This window comes from Nocardiopsis algeriensis (assembly GCF_014203695.1).
GTDB lineage: Bacteria > Actinomycetota > Actinomycetes > Streptosporangiales > Streptosporangiaceae > Nocardiopsis > Nocardiopsis algeriensis.
In genome coordinates this window covers 77,870-101,046 of record NZ_JACHJO010000006.1, presented here as the reverse complement: position 1 = coordinate 101,046, position 23,177 = coordinate 77,870, and the positions used below count along the sequence as shown (strand labels likewise).

At 72.1% G+C, this 23,177-nt stretch carries 15 protein-coding genes; 7 read left to right on the top strand and 8 right to left on the bottom strand.

Annotated features, from left to right (window positions below; all coding sequences use genetic code 11):
* A complete protein-coding gene (locus FHS13_RS10930; protein WP_184291164.1) occupies positions 1 to 2,289 on the bottom strand; it encodes a TrbL/VirB6 family protein in 2,289 nt (762 codons plus the stop codon).
* 917 nt (positions 2,290 to 3,206) lie between these two features.
* Between FHS13_RS10930 and FHS13_RS10925 the strand changes: the two genes are divergently transcribed.
* Entirely contained in the window at positions 3,207 to 4,907 is a 1,701-nt protein-coding gene (locus FHS13_RS10925; RefSeq protein ID WP_184291162.1) for a serine/threonine-protein kinase, read from the top strand.
* A 9-nt stretch (positions 4,908 to 4,916) separates the two neighbouring features.
* Here FHS13_RS10925 and FHS13_RS10920 read toward each other — a convergent pair whose 3' ends face one another.
* From FHS13_RS10920 to FHS13_RS10905, 4 genes are all read right to left on the bottom strand, one after another.
* Positions 4,917 to 6,179 (bottom strand): DUF6891 domain-containing protein, encoded by a 1,263-nt coding sequence (locus FHS13_RS10920; RefSeq protein WP_343064981.1) that lies wholly within the window; start codon positions 6,177 to 6,179, stop codon positions 4,917 to 4,919.
* Between the two features lie 144 nt (positions 6,180 to 6,323).
* The gene (locus FHS13_RS10915; RefSeq protein ID WP_184291160.1) at positions 6,324 to 7,367 is read right to left on the bottom strand and encodes a hypothetical protein; all 1,044 of its coding nucleotides are present in this window, start codon (positions 7,365 to 7,367) and stop codon (positions 6,324 to 6,326) included.
* Positions 7,368 to 7,505: 138 nt separating this feature from the next.
* Complete coding sequence (locus FHS13_RS10910) at positions 7,506 to 9,965, bottom strand: ATP-binding protein (protein ID WP_184291158.1); 2,460 nt, start codon at positions 9,963 to 9,965, stop codon at positions 7,506 to 7,508.
* Positions 9,966 to 10,132: 167 nt separating this feature from the next.
* The gene (locus FHS13_RS10905) at positions 10,133 to 10,825 is read right to left on the bottom strand and encodes a GmrSD restriction endonuclease domain-containing protein (RefSeq protein ID WP_184291156.1); all 693 of its coding nucleotides are present in this window, start codon (positions 10,823 to 10,825) and stop codon (positions 10,133 to 10,135) included.
* 498 nt (positions 10,826 to 11,323) lie between these two features.
* Here FHS13_RS10905 and thpD point away from each other — a divergent pair, with 498 nt between their 5' ends.
* A complete protein-coding gene (gene thpD / locus FHS13_RS10900) occupies positions 11,324 to 12,229 on the top strand; it encodes an ectoine hydroxylase (RefSeq protein WP_184291154.1) in 906 nt (301 codons plus the stop codon).
* A 174-nt stretch (positions 12,230 to 12,403) separates the two neighbouring features.
* Here thpD and FHS13_RS21725 read toward each other — a convergent pair whose 3' ends face one another.
* From FHS13_RS21725 to FHS13_RS10885, 3 genes are all read right to left on the bottom strand, one after another.
* On the bottom strand, positions 12,404 to 16,321 hold the full coding sequence (locus FHS13_RS21725; RefSeq protein WP_184291152.1) for a TcpE family conjugal transfer membrane protein: 3,918 nt from the start codon (positions 16,319 to 16,321) through the stop codon (positions 12,404 to 12,406).
* An 18-nt stretch (positions 16,322 to 16,339) separates the two neighbouring features.
* Positions 16,340 to 16,651 carry a hypothetical protein gene (locus tag FHS13_RS10890; RefSeq protein ID WP_184291150.1) on the bottom strand — a complete coding sequence of 104 codons (312 nt, stop codon included), beginning with the start codon at positions 16,649 to 16,651 and terminating at the stop codon, positions 16,340 to 16,342.
* Positions 16,652 to 16,722: 71 nt separating this feature from the next.
* Positions 16,723 to 17,667 (bottom strand): conjugal transfer protein, encoded by a 945-nt coding sequence (locus FHS13_RS10885; protein ID WP_184291148.1) that lies wholly within the window; start codon positions 17,665 to 17,667, stop codon positions 16,723 to 16,725.
* Positions 17,668 to 18,041: 374 nt separating this feature from the next.
* Here FHS13_RS10885 and FHS13_RS10880 point away from each other — a divergent pair, with 374 nt between their 5' ends.
* The 5 genes from FHS13_RS10880 to FHS13_RS10860 all read left to right on the top strand — a co-directional run bounded on the left by FHS13_RS10880 (position 18,042) and on the right by FHS13_RS10860 (position 23,092).
* Positions 18,042 to 18,767: a lysoplasmalogenase gene (locus tag FHS13_RS10880; RefSeq protein WP_184291146.1), complete on the top strand. Its 726-nt coding sequence runs from the start codon at positions 18,042 to 18,044 to the stop codon at positions 18,765 to 18,767.
* A gap of 25 nt (positions 18,768 to 18,792) precedes the next feature.
* Positions 18,793 to 19,536 carry a GntR family transcriptional regulator gene (locus FHS13_RS10875; RefSeq protein ID WP_184291144.1) on the top strand — a complete coding sequence of 248 codons (744 nt, stop codon included), beginning with the start codon at positions 18,793 to 18,795 and terminating at the stop codon, positions 19,534 to 19,536.
* A gap of 383 nt (positions 19,537 to 19,919) precedes the next feature.
* On the top strand, positions 19,920 to 20,909 hold the full coding sequence (locus tag FHS13_RS10870; RefSeq protein ID WP_184291142.1) for a phosphotriesterase family protein: 990 nt from the start codon (positions 19,920 to 19,922) through the stop codon (positions 20,907 to 20,909).
* A 55-nt stretch (positions 20,910 to 20,964) separates the two neighbouring features.
* Complete coding sequence (locus FHS13_RS10865; protein WP_343064998.1) at positions 20,965 to 21,909, top strand: phosphotriesterase family protein; 945 nt, start codon at positions 20,965 to 20,967, stop codon at positions 21,907 to 21,909.
* 70 nt (positions 21,910 to 21,979) lie between these two features.
* Positions 21,980 to 23,092, top strand: coding sequence for an FAD-dependent oxidoreductase (locus FHS13_RS10860; protein WP_184291138.1), 1,113 nt, complete (start codon positions 21,980 to 21,982; stop codon positions 23,090 to 23,092).
* Positions 23,093 to 23,177 lie beyond the last annotated feature (85 nt).

Sequence of the window (23,177 nt, the reverse complement as noted above, 5' to 3'; positions counted from 1 at the left end):
TCAGTCGTCGTTCAGCCAGAAGGGCACGTCGCGCTTCCGGTCCCTCTGAGGAGAACTACCACTCTCTCCCCAGAAAGGAGTGATGGGAGCATCCTTGTCACGGCTGCCGGAGCCGGTGAGCCAGCCGCCTTCCCCGTCACCGCGGCGGCTCTCGACCACCGGGCTGGGTCGGGCGGGACGGGCCGGAGCCGGGCGGTCGCGCCTCTCCCTGGGCGCGCCCCAGCGGGAGCCCTGCGCACCGAGGCTGCCCCTGGGCGGGGTGTCCTCGCGTCCGCCGAAGATGCCGCCTCCGCCACTGGGCTCGGGCCGTTCCGCGCTCGCGGCGCGGCTACCGCTCCCCGCGGACGGACTCGCGCTCTCGCGGCGCTCGGAACGGCTTCCGGAATCGGTCCCGAACACGGAGGCCCAGCCGGTATCACCGGTACCGGTGTAGCCGCCGCTCGGGCGAGGCGGAATCGAGCCGGCGCGGTTGAGGCTCGGGGCCTGGTCTCCGGAACGGGTTCCGACCCCTCCGCTGTTGGTTCGGGCGGTACTGCTGTTCTTGCCCTCTTGGCGGTTGACGTTGAGCGGAGGCGCGGTGCCGTTGTCCCGGACTCGTCCGTATCCGCTGACACCTCGCGTACGCACGGGCTCGCCCGCCTCGCCTGCGGCTTCCTCCGCGGCTCCGGCGGCAACACCTCCGGCGGCGGCACCGCCTGCCGGGACCCCGGCAGCGGTCGCCGCGATCGCAGCGCTGTTGCGTCGTCCCCAGTTCTGCATCTTGAGGTAGCCCACGGGCGGCAGCACGGCCGCGCTCTTGGCGAGCGCCTGGCTCTGGGCGGCGTCGCTGACGATGCGGGAGGTGAAGGTGTTCGCGTTGACCGAGGCGAACAGGTAGGCGAACGGCTTGCGGTAGACGAAGAGGGCCACCGTGAAGAGCGCGAGCAGGATCATCTGCAGGCCCCAGCCGAGGCTGGTGGACATGACCATGCCGTAGCACATGACCAGCAAGGAGATCAGAAGCACGATGAAGATCTGCTTGAGCAGGAAGCCGAGCATCAGCTCGACCCAGCGCAGCAGGACCATACGCCCGTAGCCGGGGTGGATGCCGATGAGCAGGAAGACCGGGGAGAGCAGGAAGAGCAGGAGGAAGGCGATCTTCAGCACGATGAGCGCCACGGACCCTGCGAGGATCAGGCCCCCGGCAAAGATCGACGCGAACAGAGCAAGTGTTGCCACCCCGAGTCGGCTCCCCTGGTCTTGGCCAGAGAACAAGGGGTAGACACTCGGATAAGTGGTTTCAACATCAGCAGCAATTTGACCGTAGGCTTCCTGCTTTTCCTCAACTAGGTCATTAGCATCCAGTTCTCCGTCACGTATCTGCTGTTGCTCGATTCGGCTAACGCCCTGAGCCGAGATTAGAGCCATAGCGTGGTCAATGGATGCGTCCTCGGCAATATCACCATTACCGAACTGCCCCGCCACCCACGGCTGGCACACCAGGCTCGACCACAGCATGTCCGCGTTCCGGCGGACCTGGAAGTCCGCCTCGGATTCCCAGTCGGCCCGCTCCGGTGCCTCCGCACCCGCCGGGCACGTCCCCGAGCCTCCTCCGTACGGGATCTGGCCCACCGTGCTGGTCACCAGCTGGCTTCCCGAGTTCACCAACCCGCTCGCCATGCCCATGACCTGTCCCGGGTTGACCATGATCCACAGCCCCAGGGCCGTGGCGCCCACCATCCACACCGACGACTCGAGGGTCAGCGTCATCCGCTTGCGGATGAGCCCGTACCAGCCCAGCCACAGCGCGCCCAGGATGACCACCGTCGGGATCAGCGGTCGCCAGACTCCTTCCCGCAGTGTCACCACGACGTTCTCGACCAGCTCGTTGAAGCTCGCCAGCAGCCCGTCCGACGTCGCGGCCTGGTACACCGTGATCGTCGACTGGTTGATGGTCTTGGACAGGTCCCACGCCGTGTTGGCCAGCGTCGCCTGGGCGCCGTTGCTCATCCCGTCGACGCAGGACTCGGTGATCATGTGCCACTGCTGTCCGGCGGTGCCGTACTGGCCGTACATGCTGGCGTCGGGCGGCAGGCCGTCGGGGGATCCCTCGATGGCCGACTGGGACTGCGGCGGGACCAGGAGCCCGTCGGATCCGCTGCCCGCCGACTCCGGCAGCGGTGCCGGCTCGCCCGGGCACAGGGGGTTGGCCTGGGCGCCGGTCAGTGGCAGCACGACGAGGCCCGTGAGCATGAGGAACGTCATCAGGAGGCGTCGCCATCCCCGCCGTCGGACGTGCTGATGCGTCATCTGCTGGCTCCTGCGTCGTGGTCCGTGCCCTGGTGGCCGATGGCAGACATCGGGGCCCCACCGATCGCCTGGACCACCCCTGCCGGCGGTAGGCCGAGCACGGGATCGCAGGCGACCACAAGGCCCCCGCATGTCTTTACCCCATCCTCCATGGTGCGCCAACACCGCTCCGGCGGGTGGATACAACGCAGTGACTTTTCCGGTTCGTACCCCAGAAGTGCCCCGACGTGGGGCGACAAAGGGGTTACGTATCCATGTTTCCGCAGGTAGTGGACATGAACGGTTGTCCACAACACCCAAAAGCGGCAAGGCCACAATTTGCTACCCACAAGGTGACTATGACGGGCATCACATCGCGAAGCAAGAGGGGAAGTGGACACTCAGCAGACAACCGGACAACTCACCGCGCAGGGTTTCCTCTTCTGAGTGCGCCCCGGTGCACGTTGTCGTAGGGCCGAAACCAGTACCGGAATCGCCTGCGGTTTCAGGGCTTCCGTGCTTCCGGGTGACTTTTTCCAGGCAGTGCGAGCGGCCCGTACCGCAGACCGTTCCACCGCTTCCCGGTGAGCGGGGCCATGCCCTCTTTCTCCCCTTCCTCCCCATCCGTTTCCCCGGCCCACGGGAGACGACGGAACGCGCCCTCTCCCGGTTGCCTTTGGCGGCTCTTTCCCCCGAAGAAGGGGCCTCCCCGGGCGCGCGCACGCCGTCCGGGGCGGCGCTCCCCGCCCGGGCAGCCGCGTCCGGGCGCGGTCCTTCCGCCGGCGGTCGGAAACTCCGTCCCCGCGTCGGCCTTTCCGAGGGTGACCGGACATGCCGGTACACGGGTTACAGCGGGTACGGAAAGGACCGCCCTGCCGGTTTTCTCGACTACATTGGCGGAAGCGTTCTTCCTTCCCCATCGAAGGGACTCCCCCTCCATGTCCTCCCCCAGCCGTTCCTCCGTCGGCCGCTACGAGCTGCGGGAACAGCTCGGTGCGGGCGGAATGGGCGCCGTCTGGCACGCCTGGGACCCCGCCCTGGAACGGGACGTCGCCGTCAAGGAGGTCTCCCTCCCCGAGCAGATGTCCGAGGAGGAGCGCGCGCAGGCGCGCGAGCGCACGCTGCGCGAGGCGCGGGCCACCGCCAGGATCCGGCACGGGTCGGTGGTGACCGTGCACGACGTGTTCGAGCACGAGGGCACCCCGTGGATCGTCATGGAGCTGCTCAGCGGTTCCTCCCTCCGGGACCGGGTGCAGGACGGCCCGCTGTCCGAGGAGGAGGTGGAGCGGATCGCGCGGGCGCTGCTGGGCGGTCTGTCCGCCGCGCACGGGGCGGGGGTCACGCACCGGGACGTCAAGCCGGCCAACGTCATGGCGACCGAGGACGGGCGGATCGTCCTGACCGACTTCGGGATCGCGGACATGGACGGCACCACCGCGCTGACCAAGACGGGTGTGTACGTCGGTTCGCCCGAGTACATGGCGCCCGAGCGGTTCGACGGTGAGCGGGCGCTGCCCGCCTCCGACCTGTGGAGCCTGGGGGTGACCCTGTGCCTCCTGCTGGAGGGGCGGTCCCCCTTCAAAAGGTCCACCGTCACGGGGACCGTGAACGCGGTCCTCGCCGGGCCGGTGCCGCCGAGGCTGTCGGTGCCCGAGGGGTCCCCGCTGCGGGAGCTGATCGGGGCGCTGCTCACCCGGGACGTGTCCGCGAGGCCCACTGCGGACGAGGCCCTGGAGATCCTGGAGCGTGCGGCGGAACACCGCAGCCCGGCGCCTGACGCCCGGGGAGCGGCGGCCGCGCTTCCGCCGGGGGCTCCCGCCCCGGGTACCTCCGCGGCCGCACTGCCTCCGGCACCGCTGCCCGGCACCCCCGCCTCCGGCACCCCCGCACCTGCGGGGCCCCCTCCCCCGCACGCTGCCCCGGGTGGAGCGCACACGGAGCACGGCGGGCCTGCTTTCGCGCCCCCTGGGGGTCCGGCTCCTCTGACGGCCGCCCCGGCCGGCGGCGGTGCCTTACCGGCGGCGGCCCCGCAGGGGATCCCCGCCCCGGGTGTCCCCGCATCCGGCGGGCCCCACACCGCATACGGCGCTCCTGGCGGACCGCACACCGCGCACACCGCCTACGACGCCTCCGTCCCGCCCGGGGCCTGGGCGCACGGGCGGGACGCTTCCACCGCACCTCCTCCCGGCGCTGCCGGCCGCATCGACCGGGCGCACCGGGCAGGGCGCCCCGCGTCGCGGCGGAACTCCCGTCCGGCGGGACGGATGTCCCTGCCGGTGACGGCCGCCGTCGTCATGCTCGGGGCCAACGCGCTCTACGTGGTCGTGCTCGTCGCCCTGTTCACGGCGGAGGCACTCGGCAGCGGGGAGGGCTGGGGATCGGTCGCGGTCCTGGGCGGGTGGGGGCTGTTCTCGGCGTTCGCCGCCTCCTGCATGGCGACGCGCTCACGCCTGCTGTACGGGGCCGTGGTCCTGGTGCAGCTGCTGGTGTCGGTCATGCTCGTGCTCGACATGTTCGTCATGCTGGTCCACGCGCCCGCGCAGCTGCCGTTCTACGCGGCGATCCTCCTGTTCCAGCTGGTGCTGGGCGGTCTCCTGACCGTCCCGAGGCGGGCGCGGGCCTACTTCGGCCTCGGCTGAGCCGGGGTCTCACCAGGCGGGCGGGCTCAGCTCACCGAGGTCGGCCAGGGCGGAGCGGCCCTCCGCGTCCAGGACGCGGACCACCTCCTCGGCCTCGGGGAGGGAGACGTGGCGGCCCGCGGCGCTTCCTCCGTCCGACAGCTCCTCCATCCACAGGCGCATCCCGCTCTCCCACATCATCTGCACCACCGCGCCGGTGTGCGCCGTGAAGACCGCGAACGTCCCCTCGACGGGGGTGAGCCGGTAGAGGAGGTCACGGGCCGCGGTGCCGTCCATCGGCTCGGGGGAGTCGACGGAGCCCTCGCCGGAGGCGTCGAAGTAGGTGACGTCGAGCACGCCGCCGCGATCGGGCGAGGCGGGCGGGGGCCAGGTCCCGCACACCGCCCAGCGGCCGAGGTGCTCCTCGACCCGGTCGCGGGGCAGGTCGGGGCCGCCGGCCACGCGCAGGAACCCGAAGTCGCGTTCGATGCGGGCCTCGGTACCGCCGGCGCCGGTGACGGCGGCCACCACTCCGGCCGGCAGCCAGGGCAGCACCATCCGGGCGAGGTCGGACACCGCGACCCGGCCCTCGTAGCGGGTGAGCCAGCCGGGGAGCCGGTAGGGGCCGGGGTTGGTGAAGGCGACCGTGAGGCGGGGCTCCGAGGGGTCCTCCGGCTCGGGGAAGGCGGCCAGGCGGCCGTGGCGGCGCCGGTCCCAGTCCATGGCGATCTCGAGCCTGCGGTCGGGGTCGCCGTCCCAGTGGACGGTGAGGCCGTGCGCGCGCAGGACCTCGGCGACCTCCTCGCCGACGGCGGCGCGGCGGAGCGGGTGGCGGGACTCGAAGCCCACCGCGAGGGCCCCGCCGGCGGCGGCCACCTCCGCGTCCTGCCAGTGGTAGAAGGCGTAGCCGCGCGCTCCGGCGGCCTCGGCCACGTCGCCCAGTTCCGCGCGGGCGCAGGTGGAGCAGCACCGGAACTCCTCGCGGGCGGTGATCCCGCAGGCGTCCAGGGCCCGGAAGGCGCGGGTGAGGCGCTCGGTGTCGGTGCGGGAGGGCCGGCGGCGGCCGCGCCGGGCGTGTCCGGCCAGGGCGGAGGCGACGAGTCCGGGCAGGGCGGCGCGGACGTCCTCGGGTTCGTCGGGGTCGGCGAGGTCGGCGAGGTCCCGCCGGGCCTGGTCGAGGAGCTCGACGTATCCGCCCCGGCCCGAGGCGACACGGGTCGCCAGGTTCCGGCGGAGGGTGGCGAGGAGGTCGGAGGCCGCTGGGTCCGGCGCGTCCGCGGCCGTTCGGGGCACGCGGCCGGACGGAGTCCCCCGGTCCGCGGGAGCGTTCGTCGTTCCGGGCTCGTTCATGGAGCCAATATCGCAGAGACCGGGGACGTCCGCGGGACGGCCGGTCCGGGACGCCGGGCGCCCGCGGAGCGTGCGTGCCCGGCCGCCTCAGCCGGCGGGGAGGGTGTACCCCGCCAGGAGGCCGACCCTCTCGTCCCGGACCCTGCGGGCCGCCTCGGCGCTCCGGGCGACTTCCCCGACCTCGGGCGACGGGGTGCCGAGGAACGCGGCGGAGGCCCGGTGCTCGGCGTACTCGGCGGTGGAGTCGGCCGCCTCCTGGCACTGCTCCCATTCGCGGTGGGCGGCCACCGCCTGCTCCACCAGGTCGCCGTACCCGGTGATCTCGGCGACGCGGCTCCGGACGGCCTCCTCGACGGCGTCCAGGTGTTCGCGCTGGGGCCGCAGGGCCTCGCGGACGCGGGCCGAGGAGGCCTTGTGCCGGCGGCGCAGGTGGTCGCGGCGCAGTTCCCGCTGGCGGGCCAGGAGCGAGGCGATGCGCCACTCCTGGTCCCGCAGGACGGCCAGGGCGCGGTCGGTGTCGAGGGAGTCCCCGCCGATCTCGCGCCCGGCCTCCTCGACCCGGTCGACGACGCGCTGGACCTCTGCCAGGAGCCGGCAGCCGGAGGGGCCGAGGTCGTCGGGAAGGACGACGCGGCCGGTGTGCTCGCCGAGGCGCTCCCGGAGGCTGCGCTGGACGCCGGAGGTGAGGGTGTCGGCCGTGACGAGGAGGACGAGGGCGCCGAACACCGCCCAGGGCACGGCGAGCGGGGGTTCGGGCGGCAGGGCGTCCAGGAGCCAGAGGGGTGCGGCGACGGCGGTGGTCGCGGCGGTGAGGGCCGCGGCGGCGCGGGCCGCGGGGTGGGCGTCCCGGCGCAGGGCGAGGGAGGCGGAATGGGCCAGGAGGCCGACCCCGGCCACGAACAGGCCGAGGTACCAGCCCGCGACGACGAGGGACAGGACGAGGGCGGTGCCGACCGCGAGGAGCTGGATCACGCCCTCGCGCAGCCGGGCGCTGCGGGTGACGGTCTCTCCGCTGGGCCATCTGAGGGGCGGGTCCGCGCCTTCCTCGGCCCCGCGCAGGAGTTCCTCCCGCAGCGGCGGGGGGAGGTGGGGGTCGACGACGGGTCGCGGCCGGTGGACGTCCTCACTCATGGGCGGTACCTCGTGAGTGTGCCGGTGGGGGGCGGTGCGGGGCCGGGAGGTCGGGGGATTCCCCGGCACTGTAGGGGTTCCCGCCGGGTGCCTCCTCGAACCCGTCTCTCGGACACACCGCCCCGCCGGGGCGCCGCCTCAGCCGTCGGAGGGGGCGGTGGCCAGGCCCGGGTCGCGGGGGCGCCTGCGGGTCGGGTTGGTGTCGAGCCAGCGCAGGAGGTCCTCGGAGACGAGGTCGACGGCGATGCGCGCGGCCCGGCCATCCAGGTCGCGGAAGAGGCACTCGCCGTTGCCGAGGTTGCGCAGCACCGCCAGGTGGTCCTCGGTGGGTTCCACGCCCAGCAGCGCCATGACGCTCTCTACCTCGTAGCGCTCGCTGGAGCGGAACGCGAACACCGAGGACAGGCAGTTGGTGACCTGTTCGTTGAGCAGGTCGCCCGCGTTCTGGGAGACGAGGATGAGGGCGGTGTTGCGGGAGCGGCCCATCCGGGAGACCTCGGGGACGAGCTTGGCGCCCTCGGGTGTGGAGGTGACCGCCCAGGCCTCGTCGAGGAAGATCGCCTTGGGCAGGCGCCGGTCGAGGCCGTTCATGAGGCGGCGGGCGAACTGCGACACCAGGTAGAGGAGGGCGACCGAGAGGCGCTGCTCGTAGGAGTAGTCGTCGCGGCCCACGCCCGAGTCGGGCAGGGTGAGGCCGCCGAGGGTGAACACGGTGGTCCAGCCCTCGGTGTCGATCTGCGCCTCGCCCTGGGGGTCGAAGCAGACGGAGGCCAGCCGCATCTCCGACATGGAGGAGAGCACGGCGCCGAGGTTGCGCGAGGCCGCGTCCTCGGCGGAGGAGAGGTGGTCGACGACCTTGGCCAGGGAGGGCCGGGGCTGGTTGGCGACGGCGGCCACGGCCTGGATCATGGCGGACTCGCGCTCCTCGCTCATGCGGGGCAGGAGCAGGCGCAGGGTCTCGGTGGCCATGGTCTTCTTGGCGGCCAGGTCGTCGCCGAACGCGAAGGGGTCGAGCAGGCCGGGCTCGGCCGAGCCCAGGGACATGATGCGGGCCTTGCGGCCGCGCCGCTGGAGGAGTTCGACCAGGGACTCGGCGTCTCCCTTGGGGTCGATGGCGGCGACGGTGACACCGCGCAGCGCCAGCTGGTAGATGAGCAGCAGAGCCAGGGTGGTCTTGCCGCCGCCGGGCTCGCCGGTGATGGCGATGGCGGTGGGGCGGTTGCGGGCCGCGGCGACCATGGGGTCGAAGTGGACGATGGAGCGGGTGCGGCCGATGGTCTCGCCGATGTAGGGGCCGATCCAGCCGCCGCCTCCGGCGTCGACGCGGTCGCCGACGTCGACGGTGGCGGTGGGCATGCCGCCCGCGATGGTCCGCAGCGGCTGGCGCTGGGCGTAGGCGCCGAGGCGGATGCGGTCGCCGGGCAGCGACTCGTTGAAGAGGGAGAACTGGTCGCCGGTGGAGTTGACGACGTCGATGCCGATGTCGCGGTAGTGCTCGATGACGGCCTCGACCTGCTGGCCGAGGAGGCGCTCGGTGGGGGCGGACACCATGAGGCGGTGCCAGCCGTAGACGAACGGCAGCCGCTCCTTGGTGATGCCGTGTTCGAGCATGCGGGCGGCGTCGATCTGCTCGGCGAGGGCGATGGGCGCCTCCACCCCGGCCTCGCGGATGTGGGCGTCCATGTCGCGGGCGTGGGCGAGCTTGCGGCCGACGTCCTTGGAGGCCTTGGCGGGCGGGATGAGCTTCATGCGCAGGGACATCTCCACCGGGAACGGCAGGGAGTCGGCGTGGTGCATCCACGGTTCGCCGTCGGGGAAGGGCATGAGGTCGGGGAAGCGGGCGAAGGACAGGAACGCGACGTAGGTGGAGCCGGAGGGTTGTTCGAGGCGGAGGAGGGAGCGGCCGTTGTGGATCGTGCCGTCGACGAGGGCCTCGATCTCGCCGCGTCCCCAGGTCCGGCGGCCAGCGGCGGAGGTGCGGGGTTCCTCGGAGGAGCCGGTGACGGCGTGGCGCAGGAGCCAGGCGATCTCGTCGGAGGTGGCGTGGCGGGCGTGCAGGGAGCTGGCGGCCAGTGCGCGGCCCAGCCGCTCGGACTGGTCGGTCCAGCGGGCGATCTCCTTGTCGTCGACGGCGTCGTCGTTGATGCCGAGGGCCTGCTCGGTGCGCTGGTAGGCCCCGAACAACTGGGAGAAGAGGCCGAGCCCGACACCGGAGCTGCGCAGCCCCAGGCGGACGCCGAGGTAGACCTCCTTGCTCCAGAAGTCCTTGGCCCACACGTGGCGGTAGGTCTCCTCCAGGTAGTCGAACCAGCCGGGGCCGGAGTCGGAGGTCGTGTCCAGGCGGGTGGCCCAGTCCGCGGCGGGGTAGGTGCGGTGGGCGACGCGCAGGTGGACCTCGGCGTCGTTCATGCGGATGGCGGCGAGCGCGATGGTGATGTTGGTGGCGAGGGCCTGGCGCTCCTCAGGGGTGGTGAACTCGTAGGAGACCGTCGGCAGCCGGAAGTAGGCCCAGGCCTCGCTGTCGCTGAACAGCACCCGGTCGTCGAAGTAGCGGACCGCGAGCCGGGTGGCGCCGCGGGTCCCCCATGTACCGGTCATCTCTCGTGCCTCCTGGTCGCGTCGCTTGGCGGACGGGCCCGATGTGCCGGGCGCGTCCGCGGCCATCCCCCATAGTGCGGTATGGGGCTGCGGCCGTAGAAGCGGACGGGGTTGCGGCGCGCCGGAAAGCGGTCGGCCCGCCCCTGGGCCGGGGCGGGCCGCGAGGGTCAGCAGCGCCTGCTGATCGTGTTCTGGATCGAGGACTTCTCCGAGGAGGTGACGGTGAGGCCGTAGCGGTACTTCACGTTGACCCAGGCCTTGACGTAGTCGCAGTGGATCGCCGTGTTGGGCGGCATCCACTGGGAGGGGTCCTTGTCCCCCTTGGAGCTGTTGACCGAGGCGGTGACGGCCCACAGCTGCGGGGAGCGGACGTCGTTGGCGAAGTCGCGGCGCTTGGCGGTGCTCCAGGAGGCGGCGCCGGTCTTCCACGCCTCGCTGAGCGGAACCATGTGGTCGACGCTGATCTGGGAGACGGCGCCGCCCCACCAGACGTTGTCGTAGGAGCTGTACCAGCGCCCGGAGGTGGGCTGGCAGCCGGAGTCCACCACCACGTCGTGCCCGTCGCGGAGCAGGACGTGCTGGCGGGCGGTGCAGGGGCTGTCGACGACGGCCCAGTGGGGGAAGAGGCTGCGGTCGTAGCCGGTCTGGGGTCCCTTGGCGCGGACCGTGAGGGAGGCGAGCTGGCTCTGGGCACCGGAGGTGCTGGGGATGCCCGGGGGCAGGACGTGGTCGGCCGCGGCGGGGGCCGACCAGCCGAGGGACACGGCGAGGACGAGGGCGCCGACCGCGGCCAGGGCGCGCCGGAGGCGGGGAAGCGGGGAATGCGTGCGGGGGACCGCGGTCCGGGGGGTGGACCTCACTGTTCTCTCCTCTGAGCGGGTGAGGGGACGTGGACCCCACAACCGTGCCGGTGCGGAAAGCCGCGCGCCAGTCCCGGCGGGGGAAAATTCCGCGAACAGGAAGCCGCGGACGTGTTTCCGCAGGCCAGTTGTGCACCGGACAATGACCCAGATGCGTGTGAATTAGCACACAGGAAAACCTGGCTGTCCCGCACTCCGCGTTTCGCGGCGACGGCCGCAGGCGGACGACCTGGGAAGTCTTACGCAGAGCGACGACATGTCCCACCCGGGGCGACCCTGCGCAGGTGAACCGATACATGGGTCGGAATTCCGGAAATGGGAAAAGGACGCGCCGCCGGCAACAGCCCCATAAAGTATGCCAGTCATACCCAGACGAACAAAGGATAAACATTATCGCCAAGTCCGATCGGGAATGGCCTCGGAAACGTTTGTTATGTTCATGTCCGGTAAGTCAGTTCCCCCGAAACGAGAGGATGGACCCCGCACAGGGGATCGGCCATGACGCTGCAGATGGATCTTCCGACTCTGGACGACTACCCCACCCGCAAGGCCACCGAGGCCGCCCTGCTGTACCGCAAGGACCCCACCGTCTGGGGAACCGCCGAGGACGGCCCCTTCACCGACCAGGAGCTGAGGGACTACGACGCGCGCGGCTACGCGCAGATCGAGGGCCTGGTCACCGACGACGAGGTGCGCACCTACTACGCGGAGCTGGAGCGCCTCGGCAACGACCCCGAGCTGCGCGGTGACGAGCGCCTGATCGTGGAACCCACCTCCGAGGAGGTTCGGTCGGTCTTCGAGGTGCACAAGATCAGCAAGGTGTTCTCCGAGCTCGTGAACGACCCGCGACTGGTCGAGCGCGCCCGGCAGATCCTCGGGTCCGACGTCTACGTCCACCAGAGCCGGGTCAACTACAAGCCCGGGTTCGGCGGAGGCTCCTTCACCTGGCACTCGGACTTCGAGACCTGGCACGCCGAGGACGGCATGCCGCGCATGCGGGCGGTCAGCTTCTCCATCGCCCTGACCGAGAACTTCTCGCACAACGGCCCGCTGATGATCATGCCGGGCTCGCACAAGACCTTCGTGTCGTGCATCGGTGAGACCCCCGAGGACTACTACAAGTCCTCGCTCAAGAGCCAGGACATCGGGGTCCCCGACCAGGGCGCGCTGACCTGCCTCGCCGACCGCCACGGAATCGACGTGCTGACCGGCCCGGCGGGCGGGATCACCATGTTCGACTCGAACTGCATGCACGGCTCGGGCGGCAACATCACGCCCTACCCGCGCTCCAACGTGTTCATCGTCTACAACAGCGTGGAGAACGCCTGCGGGACCCCGTTCGCGGCCTCGGCTCCGCGCCCCGAGTTCCTCTCCGCGCGCGACTTCACGCCGGTGGGCCGCTGAGGTCGCTCTCCGGGCGGGCGTTCCCGTCCGGACCGACGTGACCCTGCCCGTGGTGGCGCCGCCTTCCGGTGGCGCCACCACGGGCAGGACGGCAGCGGCCGGGTCCGCGGACCTTCCGGCCGCCGTGCCACCGTCTTCGGGCCCGGGGCGGCGCTGCGCCGCCCCGGGCCCTCCTCACTTCAGGAGCCGGCTGACCAGGAAGCCGCCGAGGGCGCCGTGGGCGCGCTGGGTGCTGGACCGCAGGGCGCCGACGTCGATCCTGGTGTAGGACGAGCCGAGGTGGTCGTCCCACGGGATGCGCACGACCGCCCGGCAGCGGCCCCGGGCCACCCGCTCGGCGGCGTCGACGTCCTTGAGGCTGCGCCTGCTGACGCCGTTGACCACGAGCACCGCGTTGGCGCGCAGAGCCGCGTGGCCGTTGCCGTCGAGCCAGTCGAAGGTCATGGAGACCGCGCGCTCGGCGTCGGCGTTGGCGGGCGCGACCAGGACGAGGCCGTCGGCGACGGGCAGGGCCCTGGCCACCCCCGTGGCCGCCGGATCCAGCAGGGTGATGCCGTAGAAGCCGCCGAGGAGATCGGTCAGCTGGGCGTAGTCGCGCTCGTCGAGGGTCTGGACGTAGGGGTCGTCCAGGGTCTGGACGACCTCCAGGCCGGTGGACGTGCGACTGGTGTAGGGCCGCATCTGGGCGTGCTCACCGACGGCGTCGGCGTTGGCCAGCAGCGCGGTGAGCGTCTCGGGGGCCTGTGCGCCGACCCGGCGCGACAGGCCGTTGGGGCCGGGGTTGACGTCGACGGCCACGACCCGCTCGTCGCGGTGGGCCGCCAGGGTGTGGCCGATCATCAGGGCGGTGACGGTCTGCCCCGCGCCGCCGGTGCAACCGAGCACGACGATGCTGCGCGGGCCCTCCAGCGGGGTGCGCAGGCGCTCGATGTGCTCGGCGGGCAGGTCGGAGCGCAGCGGGGCCGAGGAACCGCCGGTGACGACCCGGGCCAGGCGCCGCCAGCCGCGGGTGGCGCCGGAGTCGGCGCCGGCCTCCGCGGCGGGGGCGGCTCCCCTCTGGGAGGGAACACCGTTGGGGGTGTCGCCCAGGCTCTCCTGTTCGCCGGTGCCGTGGTCGAGCTCGAGTTCGGGCCGGGACTCGCGCCGGGGCGGCTCGGGTTCCTGGCCCGGGGCGGGCTGCCCGAAGAGCTGGCCGATCCTGCGGGCGTTCTGCGCGACGCGGTGGAAGACGCCGTCGTGCGGATCCCGGTCCTCGGGGCCGGTCCGCCCGGCCGGGGCCTCCTGGACCTCCTGGGTCTCCGGGGTCTCCGGGGCATCCCGGATGTCGGGGGCCTCGGGGACATCCCGGCTGTCCGGGGTCTCCGGGGCGTCCGCGGCGGTCCGCCCGGGTGCGGCGGCGGTCCGCTCCGCCTCCTCCCGGACGGCTCCCGAGGCCCGCATGCTCCAGCGCACGCGGCCCTCGTGCCCGTCCTCGGTCCGGGCCGGTTCCTCCGGCTCCCTCTCCGCGGACCCCTGCCGCCGGGGGTCGTCGCGCAGGGACGCGAGGCTGGGGTTGCCGCGCGGGTCGCGGCGGCGCGCCAGGGCAGCGGCCTCCGCCTCCTCGAGCTCGGCGGCGGTGCGGCGGCGGAAGGGGCCGTCCTCGTCCGGGAGCGCCTCGCGCGGCTCGTCGCGGACCTCGGCGAAGCTGGCGAGCTCGCCGGTGCCGTGGTCGAGCTGGGTGGGCGGTTTCGCCGGAAGCTCCTCGGCGGCCCGGCCCTCGCGCAGCTCGCCGGCGGGGATGACGGGGTTGCCGTGGTCACCGACCTTGGGCTGGTCGGGGTGGCGCCTCTTGCCGTCGTCGAACCACTCGGAGGGGTCCTTGGGCCCGTCGGTCCCGCGCTGCTCGGCGGGCACCGCGTCGGCGAACTTGGGGCGCGGCGGCGCGGGGGTGTCGGCGGTGATCAGGTGGCGGTCGAGCACGGACATGTGCTCGTTCCAGGTGGGGCCGTGGTCACGGCCCTCCTCGCGGGGGCGCAGCGGCAGGGACTCCTGCTCGCCGGTCCCGTGGTCCAGCTCGGGGGCGGGTCCGGAGGAGCCGGGTTCCGGGGAGCGGGAGGCACCGCTCCCGGCGGGGCCGGGCCCGGACGGAACGTCCTCGGACGCAGCGGACCCGGACGGGACCTCCTCGGACACCGCAGTCCCGGAGGGGACGTCCTCGGACGCAGCGGGCCCGGACGGGTCACGCTCGGCCGGTACGGGATCGGAGGCCTCGGACCCCGAGGCGGCAGGGGAGGCTCCGGAGTCGTCGGAACCGTCGCGGACGGGCCCGGCGGGGCCAGGCGCGTCGTGTTCGGCACCGTCGCGGGACGGCGCGGAGGGTCCGGGGGTGCCCGCGGACGCGCGGACAGGGCCGGGGGCTCCCGCCGCGCGCGGGCCGGGGCGCTCCGGGGCCGAGGCGTCGGAGGAGCCGGGCCGCTCCGGCTCCGGATCGGTGGAAGGACCGGGCCGCTCCGGGTCCGGCGCGGCGGAAGAACCGGAACGCTCCGGTTCCGAGGCGGCGGGGGGAAGCCACGGCACGGGTTCCGCGGGGGCCGCCGAGCGACCGGTGGCGGCGGCGTAGCGGGCGGCGTAGTCGGAGATGTCGTAGCCGGCCGGCTCGTCGCGGCGGGACTCCCCCAGTTCCCAGGGAGCGGCGTGGGGACGTCCTTCGGGGCGGCGGTGCACGGCGGGAGCCGCGTCCCGATCGGTGGAAGCCGCGTCCCGGGCGGCGGGAGCCTCGGCGGGAGCGGCGGCAGGCCTCTCCTCGGCGCGCGCCGGCGCCGAGCGGCGCAGTTCCTCCAGTTCGCGGGTGACGCGGAGGCCCTGGGTGCGGCCCCGCAGGCGCCGGGCCGGCGCCGAGTCGGCAGCGTCCTCCGCCTTCTCCGCAGGGGCCACGGCCTCCGCGACCTCCTCACGGTTGAGCGCTGAGGTGTCGCTGCCGCGGTAGGCCTGCTTCGAGGACAGTCCGACAGGGGTCTCGCCGGAGGAGGCGCGCAGGCTCGCGAACCACGCGTCGCTCTCGCGCTGCTCCTCCCCCTCGTCACCGGGCTCCTCGAAGCCGTCCCCGTCGCCGGGACGGCGCCCTTCTCCACCGCGCGGCGGAGGAGCCGATGCGGGCCGGTCATCGGCCCGGTCGAGCGCGTAGCCGAAGTAGTTGAGCACGCGGATGCCGATGCCGCGCCGGGCGGGGCGGACGGGGCGGTCCTCCTCCTCGTCGAGCGGAGATCCGCCGCCCGAGTACGCCGCCGCGTCGGGTTCGCGTTCGGCGAGGGCACTGGCGGCGCGGGCCGGGGCCGGGCGCCTGCCGGCATCGCGGCCCCCGGCGGTGCGCACCGGGCCGGGAGCGGCGGCACGGACCGGTGCGGGCATGTCCGCCACGGGCTCGGGGGCGGTGCGATCGGGGACGGTGTGCTCCGGTGCGGGGGCGGCGTCCTCCTGTCCGGTGGTCCCCGCCGCCGGCTCGGGGGTGACACGCTCCGGCTCGGGAGCGGGCCCGGCCACCGGCTCGGGAGCGATGCGCACGGGGCCAGGGACGTTCGGCGCGGGGGCCGCCGCGGGCTGCTCGGCCGCACGGCGCAGCGGGGGCGCCGACGCGGGAAGCGGACGCTCCGCGGGTACGGGGGCCTCGGCCTCCTGCGGCCGTACCTCCTCGACCGCCTCCCGTTCGGAACGCCGCCGGGGCAGGGGCCCCGCGGCCGGGTCGCGGTGCCACACGCGCACCGACACCCGCACCTCGGAGGGCTCGTACTCGGGGGCGAGGCGGGTGTAGACGCGGGCCTCGGCAAGGAAGCGCATCTGGGACAGCAGCAGTTCGGTGAGCCGCTTGCCCTCGATCACCGGCCGGGTGGCGAGCACGGTGATCACCCCGGGCGGCACCACCCACAGCACCAGGTGCCAGCCGTTGCCGAAGACGAACGGGGCGTTGAGGATGCCGAGCAGCATCGCCCAGAGCAGGAAAACGCCCATGGCGACGCCGAAGGTCCCCACCGGGAGCGGCATGGGCAGCCGGAAATCGTAGAGCTTGTACAGCCGCTTCTCGATACGCCAGATGTTGGTGTACGTGGGCAGATCCACGTTTCCGGCCTCCCTCGCCTATTCCGCCGTGACGCCCATCGCTCGTGCGAGAGCCACCGCGATGACCTCGATGATGCCGGGGACGTAGAAGACGATCCCGATGAAGATCGCCAGGATGATGAACTGTGCGAAGCGGGTGATCTCCCTCGTGAACAGGAAGAACACCGCGACGATGGACACGATGACGAGGAACAGCGGCCCGAAGAAGCCGCGCAGGAAGTCCGCGAGTCCACCGGTGTCGGGGGCGTTGTTGACCGAGTTGGCCGTCTCGGCGAGCGTGATGCTGCCGGCGGCGAGGGTGTCGGCCGCGGAGGACATCAGAGGGAGCATGTCAGGCGCCGCCCCTCGCTGTCGTTGCTGTCGTGCGCATGGTCCTTCTCGTCTCCTTGCCTACGGACCCGTCACTCGCCGAACGAGTTCGGGGCACCCTGGATGTCACGCACGTGCCACTCGCTGCCGGAGTCCACGACGGTGACCAGGTAGCTCTGCACCAGTTGCCCGGGGTCTCCCCCTTCGGGGGCGGGAACCGACCACCGGACCGTGGCGAGTACCTCTCGTACGTCATCATCCCCGTTCGAGGCCTGGGATGGCACCGTGATATCGGACAGTTCAGCAAATTCCAGGGTGTTCTGCGGAAGCGGCGCAATAGTGACACCCGATTCCACATAGCGGTCGAGGTGGTCGGGCTGCTGCGCATAGGCCCCGAAAAAGCCGCTCAGCACATCGCCGAGCTGCTCGGCCGTCGCCTGGTCGGTCTCGAAGGCCGCGCCCTCGGGCAGCGAGGCGCGCGGCGGAGCGGCCAGCAGGGCGGGGCGCCCCGAGACCACGAGGGAGCTTCCCTCGGCGTAGACGGGGACCTCCAGGCCCATGGTCCGGCCGTTGACGTCGGCGCGGACCACCACGACGGCGTTGTTGGCGTCCTTGATGTCCACGGCGGTGACGGTGAGGTTGTCGCCGGTGAGACTGCCCTCGGGGACATCGAACCCGGCCGCCTCGCCCTCGGGGACGAAGGCGGCCAGATCGGCCCGGCGGGCCTCGGGCTCGCCCGCGTTGAGGTAGGTCTCGGCGAACCTGAGCGCGAACGCGGCGGCGGAGGTCTCGGGGAAGGGATCCTCCTGGCTCTGCTCCGGTGCGCTCTCGGGAGGGGGCCCGGCGAATCCGTTCCTCAGGGGGAACCAGATGCCGTTGAAGACGACGACGATGATGAACGCCCACAGGACGGCGCGCCCCACACCGACCCACCAGCGGCCGCCCGCGCCGGCCCGGGGGCGGCGCCCGCGGGGAGAGTCCTGGTCCGCGTCACCGCGCTCACGCACGTCGGTGCCGCGCCATGACGAATTCGCCATCCCCGCCTCCTGCACACAGTTGCGCGCCGCCGGTACCGACGGCGTCTTGCGCCATGCCTTGTCTACCCCATCCCTATAGTGAGGCATTGTCGGGGTTGGGCGCCGCCATCACAGGTTGCGTTTCCCCTTCAACGGCACATTGCACCCAGCCACCAAAGTTCCCAAAGGGCACACAATCCGACAAGAAGGCAACGGACCCCCGGGGAAGAGCAGCAGGTCAGAGGCATAATGGTTTGCCCGAAAAGGTATTAATTACCGGTCGGCAAGTAAGATGTAGCCCCAAGGACGCTGTCGGCCTCCTCACCCCGGGCTGGAAGCCGCAGGAACGGCCCCGGAGAGGCGACAGGTCGGAAAACGCTCTCTATGATGGCGCGATGATCCCCCCGCGTACTCTTCCGCGAGTCCTGTTCGTTCTGTTCGTCGCCGTGACCGCGCTCCACCTCGCCGTGCTGCTGCTCGGGGCCCAGCCGTGGGACCGTCCCACGCAGGCGCTGCTGATGCCGGTCCTGGCCGCGTTCCTGCTGTCCGCCGTCCCCGCCCCGCGCGGGCGCCTCACCGGGCTCGTCCTGGTCGCCCTGGGGTTCTCGTGGCTGGGTGACACCGCTCCCGAGTTCGCGCCGGGGAACAGCGGCTTCCTGGTGATGGTCGGGTTCTTCCTGGTGGCCCAGGTCTTCTACATCGCCGCCTTCTGGCCCCTGCGGGCCGAGAGCGTGCTGTACCGGCGCCGGATGCTGCTGCTCCCCTACCTCGCGGCCGTGGCCGCCCTGGTGGTGCTGTGCGCCCCGGGCGCGGGAAGCCTGCTCGTGCCGGTGCTCGTGTACGGGCTGCTGCTGGGTGCCATGGCGGTCCTGTCCACCGGTGTGCACCCGTGGGCGGCCGCGGGCGGCGCCCTCTTCCTGATCTCCGACGGGCTCATCGCCCTCCGCGCCTTCGCCCCCGGGTTCGACCCTCCCCTGGGCGGCTTCTGGGTCATGCTCACCTACACCGCGGCCCAGGCCCTCCTCGTCCTGGGCCTCCTCGCTCGGCTGCGGGGCCGGACGGCGGGCATCGCTATGCTTACGCCGACCCGTGGTCGGCCGCCTGGAGAACCGACCCGGTGATCGACGACATGGAGACCGGAGAAGCATGGCGTTTGGCGAACTCGATTCCTCGTCCGGGGTGCCCCTGTACCGGCAGATCAAGGACATCCTGCGCACGGAGGTCACCGAGAGAACCGCCGACCCCCGCAAGCCGATGACCGAGGCGCAGCTGCTCCAGCGGTTCAAGGTGAGCCGGGCCCCCATCCGCCAGGCACTCAAGGAGCTCGCCGACGAGGGGTACGTCTACAGGAAGCAGGGCAAGGGGACCTTCCCGGTCACGGGCGCCCGGGTGCACCGGCCGGCCGACGTACGCGCCGGGGCCCTGTACCAGTACCTCTCCGAGAGCGGCCTGCACCCGGCCTCGAAGGTCTCCGGTGTCGAACGGGTGGAACCGCCCGCCCCGATCCGGCAGCGGTTGGGGATCGAGGCGCACGAGCGGCTCCTGCACTTCACCCGCCTGATCTCGGTCGAGGGCGAGCCCCTCGTCGAGGCCTCCGTCTACGTCCGCGCACCCGAGGACTTCGACCCCGCACCCGCGGACCTGGAGAGCCAGGGCTCCGCCTTCGTGCTGCTGGAGCGGGAGTTCGGCATCACGCTCGAACGGTCCGAGCACGAGGCCTGGGCGACGGCGGCGACCGCCGAGCACGCGGCGACCTTCGACGTGCGCGAGGGCAGCCCCCTGCTCGTCATCGAGACGGTCTTCTTCACGACGGGCGGCCTGCCGGCGGGATGGCGCTCCGCGGTGCACCGGGCCGAGGAGTTCAAGTACCGCTTCGTCACGCACCACTGAACCGGGGCCCGACCGCTGGAACTGTGTCCCATCTCACGCCCGGGAGCGTGAGGGGCCACTCGGACGGCCGCGCATAGACTCCGTGTTGCGCCCGACACATCCCCGGACGCCCCTTCCACCTTCCCACCTCGCCCTCCCCACCGGGAAGACTCTCCTTGACTTTGGTATGACAACATGTAAATCTAAGTCGAGAGTTAGGTAGGTCACATCCAGGAGGCGGCGGACTACGGCCCGTAAGGCGGATGTCGGGCTCCCCGGTGCACTGCCTCCTTTTCCCACTGCCGCCCGCACCGTGCCCGGCCGCGCACGAGCCGGACACCGCGGTGCGTGTTCCTCCACCGGCGTGGCGCCGAGCGGCGCGACGCTGACGAAAGGTAGTCCCGATGACGGACACAGCGACTGCCGGCGGCCCCACCGTCAACACTGTCCTCGGCCCCGTCCCCGCTCGCGAACTGGGAGTCACGGCGGTCCACGAGGCCCTGCTGTCGGTGGTCCCCGGTGCCGAGTACGCCCCCGAGGTCTCCATGGACCGCGCGGAGATCTTCGATGCGCTGGCCCGAAAGCTGAAGGACTTCCGCGACCACGGCGGAAAGACGGTCGTGGACAGCACGGGCATGTTCCACGGCCGCGACGTGCGGCTGTACGAGGCGCTCTCGCGCTCCACCGGCGTGCACATCGTCGCGTCGACGGGCATGGGCCCCGAGGAGATGCTCGGCGGTTACTTCCTGACACCGCAGACCAATCCCCCGACACCGTGGCCGGCCGAGAAGTTCGCCGACCTCTTCACCAAGGAGGTCACCGAGGGCATGGTGGTGCCGCGCGTGGAGAGGCGCGGCCCCGCCGGACTCGTGGCCACCGCCGCCGCCCGGGACGGCATGACCGCCACCGAGGAGAGCCTGTTCCGCGGTGCGGCCAGGACCGCCCTGGCCACCGGTGTCCCGGTGTCGATCCGATACGGGCGCGACGCGCTGCACGACCTCGACGTCGTCCTGGACGAGCGGCTCCCGGCCGACCGCGTCGTGGTCGGCGGCCTCGACCGCAGGGACGCGGTCGACACCGGCGCGCCCCTCGAGGTCGCCCGCCGCGGGGCCTTCGTCGCCCTGGACCACGTGGGCCTGGACGACGGCGGCACCCATGTCACCGACCGCGAGCGCGCCTCCCTCGTGCTCGACCTCGTCGAGGCCGGCTTCGGGCACCGGATCCTGCTCTCGGGCAACGCGATCGGCGTGGCCAAGGGCCACCCCGCCTACGACCTGCCGTTCAGCCACGTCCTCACGGCGTTCGTGCCGCTGCTCGCGTCGATGGGCCTCGGTGACGAGGAGGCCCGGCGCGTCCTGGCGGACAACCCGCAGGAACTGCTGGCCCTGCGCTGAGCACACGGCATCCATCGATTCTTCCGAACTTCTCGAGGTAAGAGCTTTGTCGAAGGTGAACACCGTCCTGGGGCCGGTCGCCCCGGAAGAGCTGGGAGTCGTGGCGGTCCACGAGCACATCGGGTACGGCATGCCCGGCTCGGAGCTGGACACGAGGTGGTGGAAGACCCCCGAGCAGCGGTACGAGGAGACCGTGCCCAAGCTGCGCCGGTTCCGCGAGTACGGAGGCGGGACCTTCGTCGACGCGACGGGTATCTGCAACGGCCGCGACGTCGATTACTACAAGTCGCTGTCCGAGAAGACCGGGGTCCACATCGTGGCCTGTACGGGCTTCGTCGGCGGCGACACCGCCCTGCCGTACTTCGCCCGGCAGAGCGTCGACCAGCTGACCCGGCTCTTCGTCCACGAGATCACTGTCGGCATCGGCGACACCGGCAGCCTCGCGGGGGTCATCAAGGTCGGTGTGAGCCGCGGCGGCCGCATGACCGAGCTGGACAAGCGCATCTACCGCGCCGCGGCCCGCGCCGCCGCGGCCACCGGGGTGCCGGTCCTGACCCACCTGGCGATCGACCCCGAACCCGCGGTGGCCGTCTTCAGGGAGGAGGGGCTCCCGCTGGACCGCGTGCTGTTCGGCCACGCCGACGACGGCCTGAACGCGCCGAAGACCCCGCACAGGTGGATCTTCGAGCAGGGCGGCCGCATCGGCTTCGACACCTTCGGCTACGAGACCGAGCTGGAGGACCCGCCGTTCTGGGCCCGCCCGCGCCAGGAGCGCCTGGACCACTTCCTCGGCCTCCTGAACGCCGGGTACCTCGACCAGCTCCTGGTCTCGGCCGACGCCAACTGCAGTCCGCTCGGCTGGCCCGGCGTCAAGGGGCACACCGTGAACTACATCTTCGAGGACCTCGTGCCCGACCTGCGCGGCGCCGGCGTCGACGACGCGACGATCACGGCACTGCTCGAGGACAACCCCGCCGATTTCCTGACGATCCGCGCCTGACCCTGGGCCGTCACCACCACCCATCCCCCGTGGCGCCGCTGTGCGCCGGTTGCGAGAAAGCGAAGAAAGCATGAAAGCCTCGGAACTCCAGAACCTCGACATCGCGATCGTCGGCGGCGGCTACGGCGGTGCCGCCGCGGCTGTGGCCCTCAGCCGGATCGGCGCCGACGTCCATGTCTACGAGCAGGCGACCGAGATCCGCGAGGTCGGCGCCGGCATCGGCCTGCGCCCGCCCACGCTGGAGCTGTTCCGCACGTGGGGCATCTTCGACGAGATGGCCGCCGTGAGCTCGCCGAGCGACTGCATGGAGATCCTCACCGCCACCGGCGAGCTCATCGTGCGGGAGGAGTGGCCGGGGATCCACGAGTACGCCCAGGAGAACAAGACCCGCCTGATCCACCGCGGGGACTTCGTCGACACCTTCCTGAAGCTCATCCCGGAGGACCGGATCCACCTCGGCCACCGGATGACGTCGGTCGAGGACAAGGGCGACCGCGCGACGGTCACCTTCGCCAACGGCACGGAGGTGTCGGCCGACCTGGTGATCGGTGCCGACGGCATCCGCTCCCTGGTGCGCAACCAGCTGTTCTCGGACAAGCCCCCGGTGTTCTCGGGTTCGCAGGCGTTCCGCGCCGTCATCTCCGCCGACGACGCGTACGGGATGGTCAAGGACGACAACTTCCGGCTCTACGTGGGCGACAACGGCGCGATGGTCTACTTCCTGCCGCTGCGCCACCGCAACCAGGTGTCGTTCGACATCACCGCCCTGTCGAACGACGACACGTGGGCCCCCGAGGTCACGGGGGACTACATCTCGGGGCTCCTGGACGGCTTCGACGAGCGGCTCCAGGCCATCGCACGGAACCTGGACATGGCCGCGGTGACGAGCCGCGGCGTCTACGACATCGACCCGATCGACCAGTGGCACTCGGACTCCGTGGTGCTCGTGGGCGACGCGGCGCACTCGATGCTGCACCACCAGGGGCAGGGCGCCAACCAGGCGATCCAGGACGCCGGCGGACTCGCGGACGCCCTGGTGGCGGCCGACTCCGTCAAGGACGCGCTGGTGCGGTTCCAGGCCGAGCGCATGCCCGTCGCGCACAAGCTCCAGCGCATCTCCCGGCAGCAGCCCGACATCAGCGGCAGCGTGGAGACCGCCTTCCCCGAGACGACCTCCCTCTGAGTCGTTCCCGGCGGGCGCCGCCCGCCACGGGCGGAATCCCGGTGCGTTCAGGACCTCCTGGCAGGGATTCCGTACCTTCGGACAG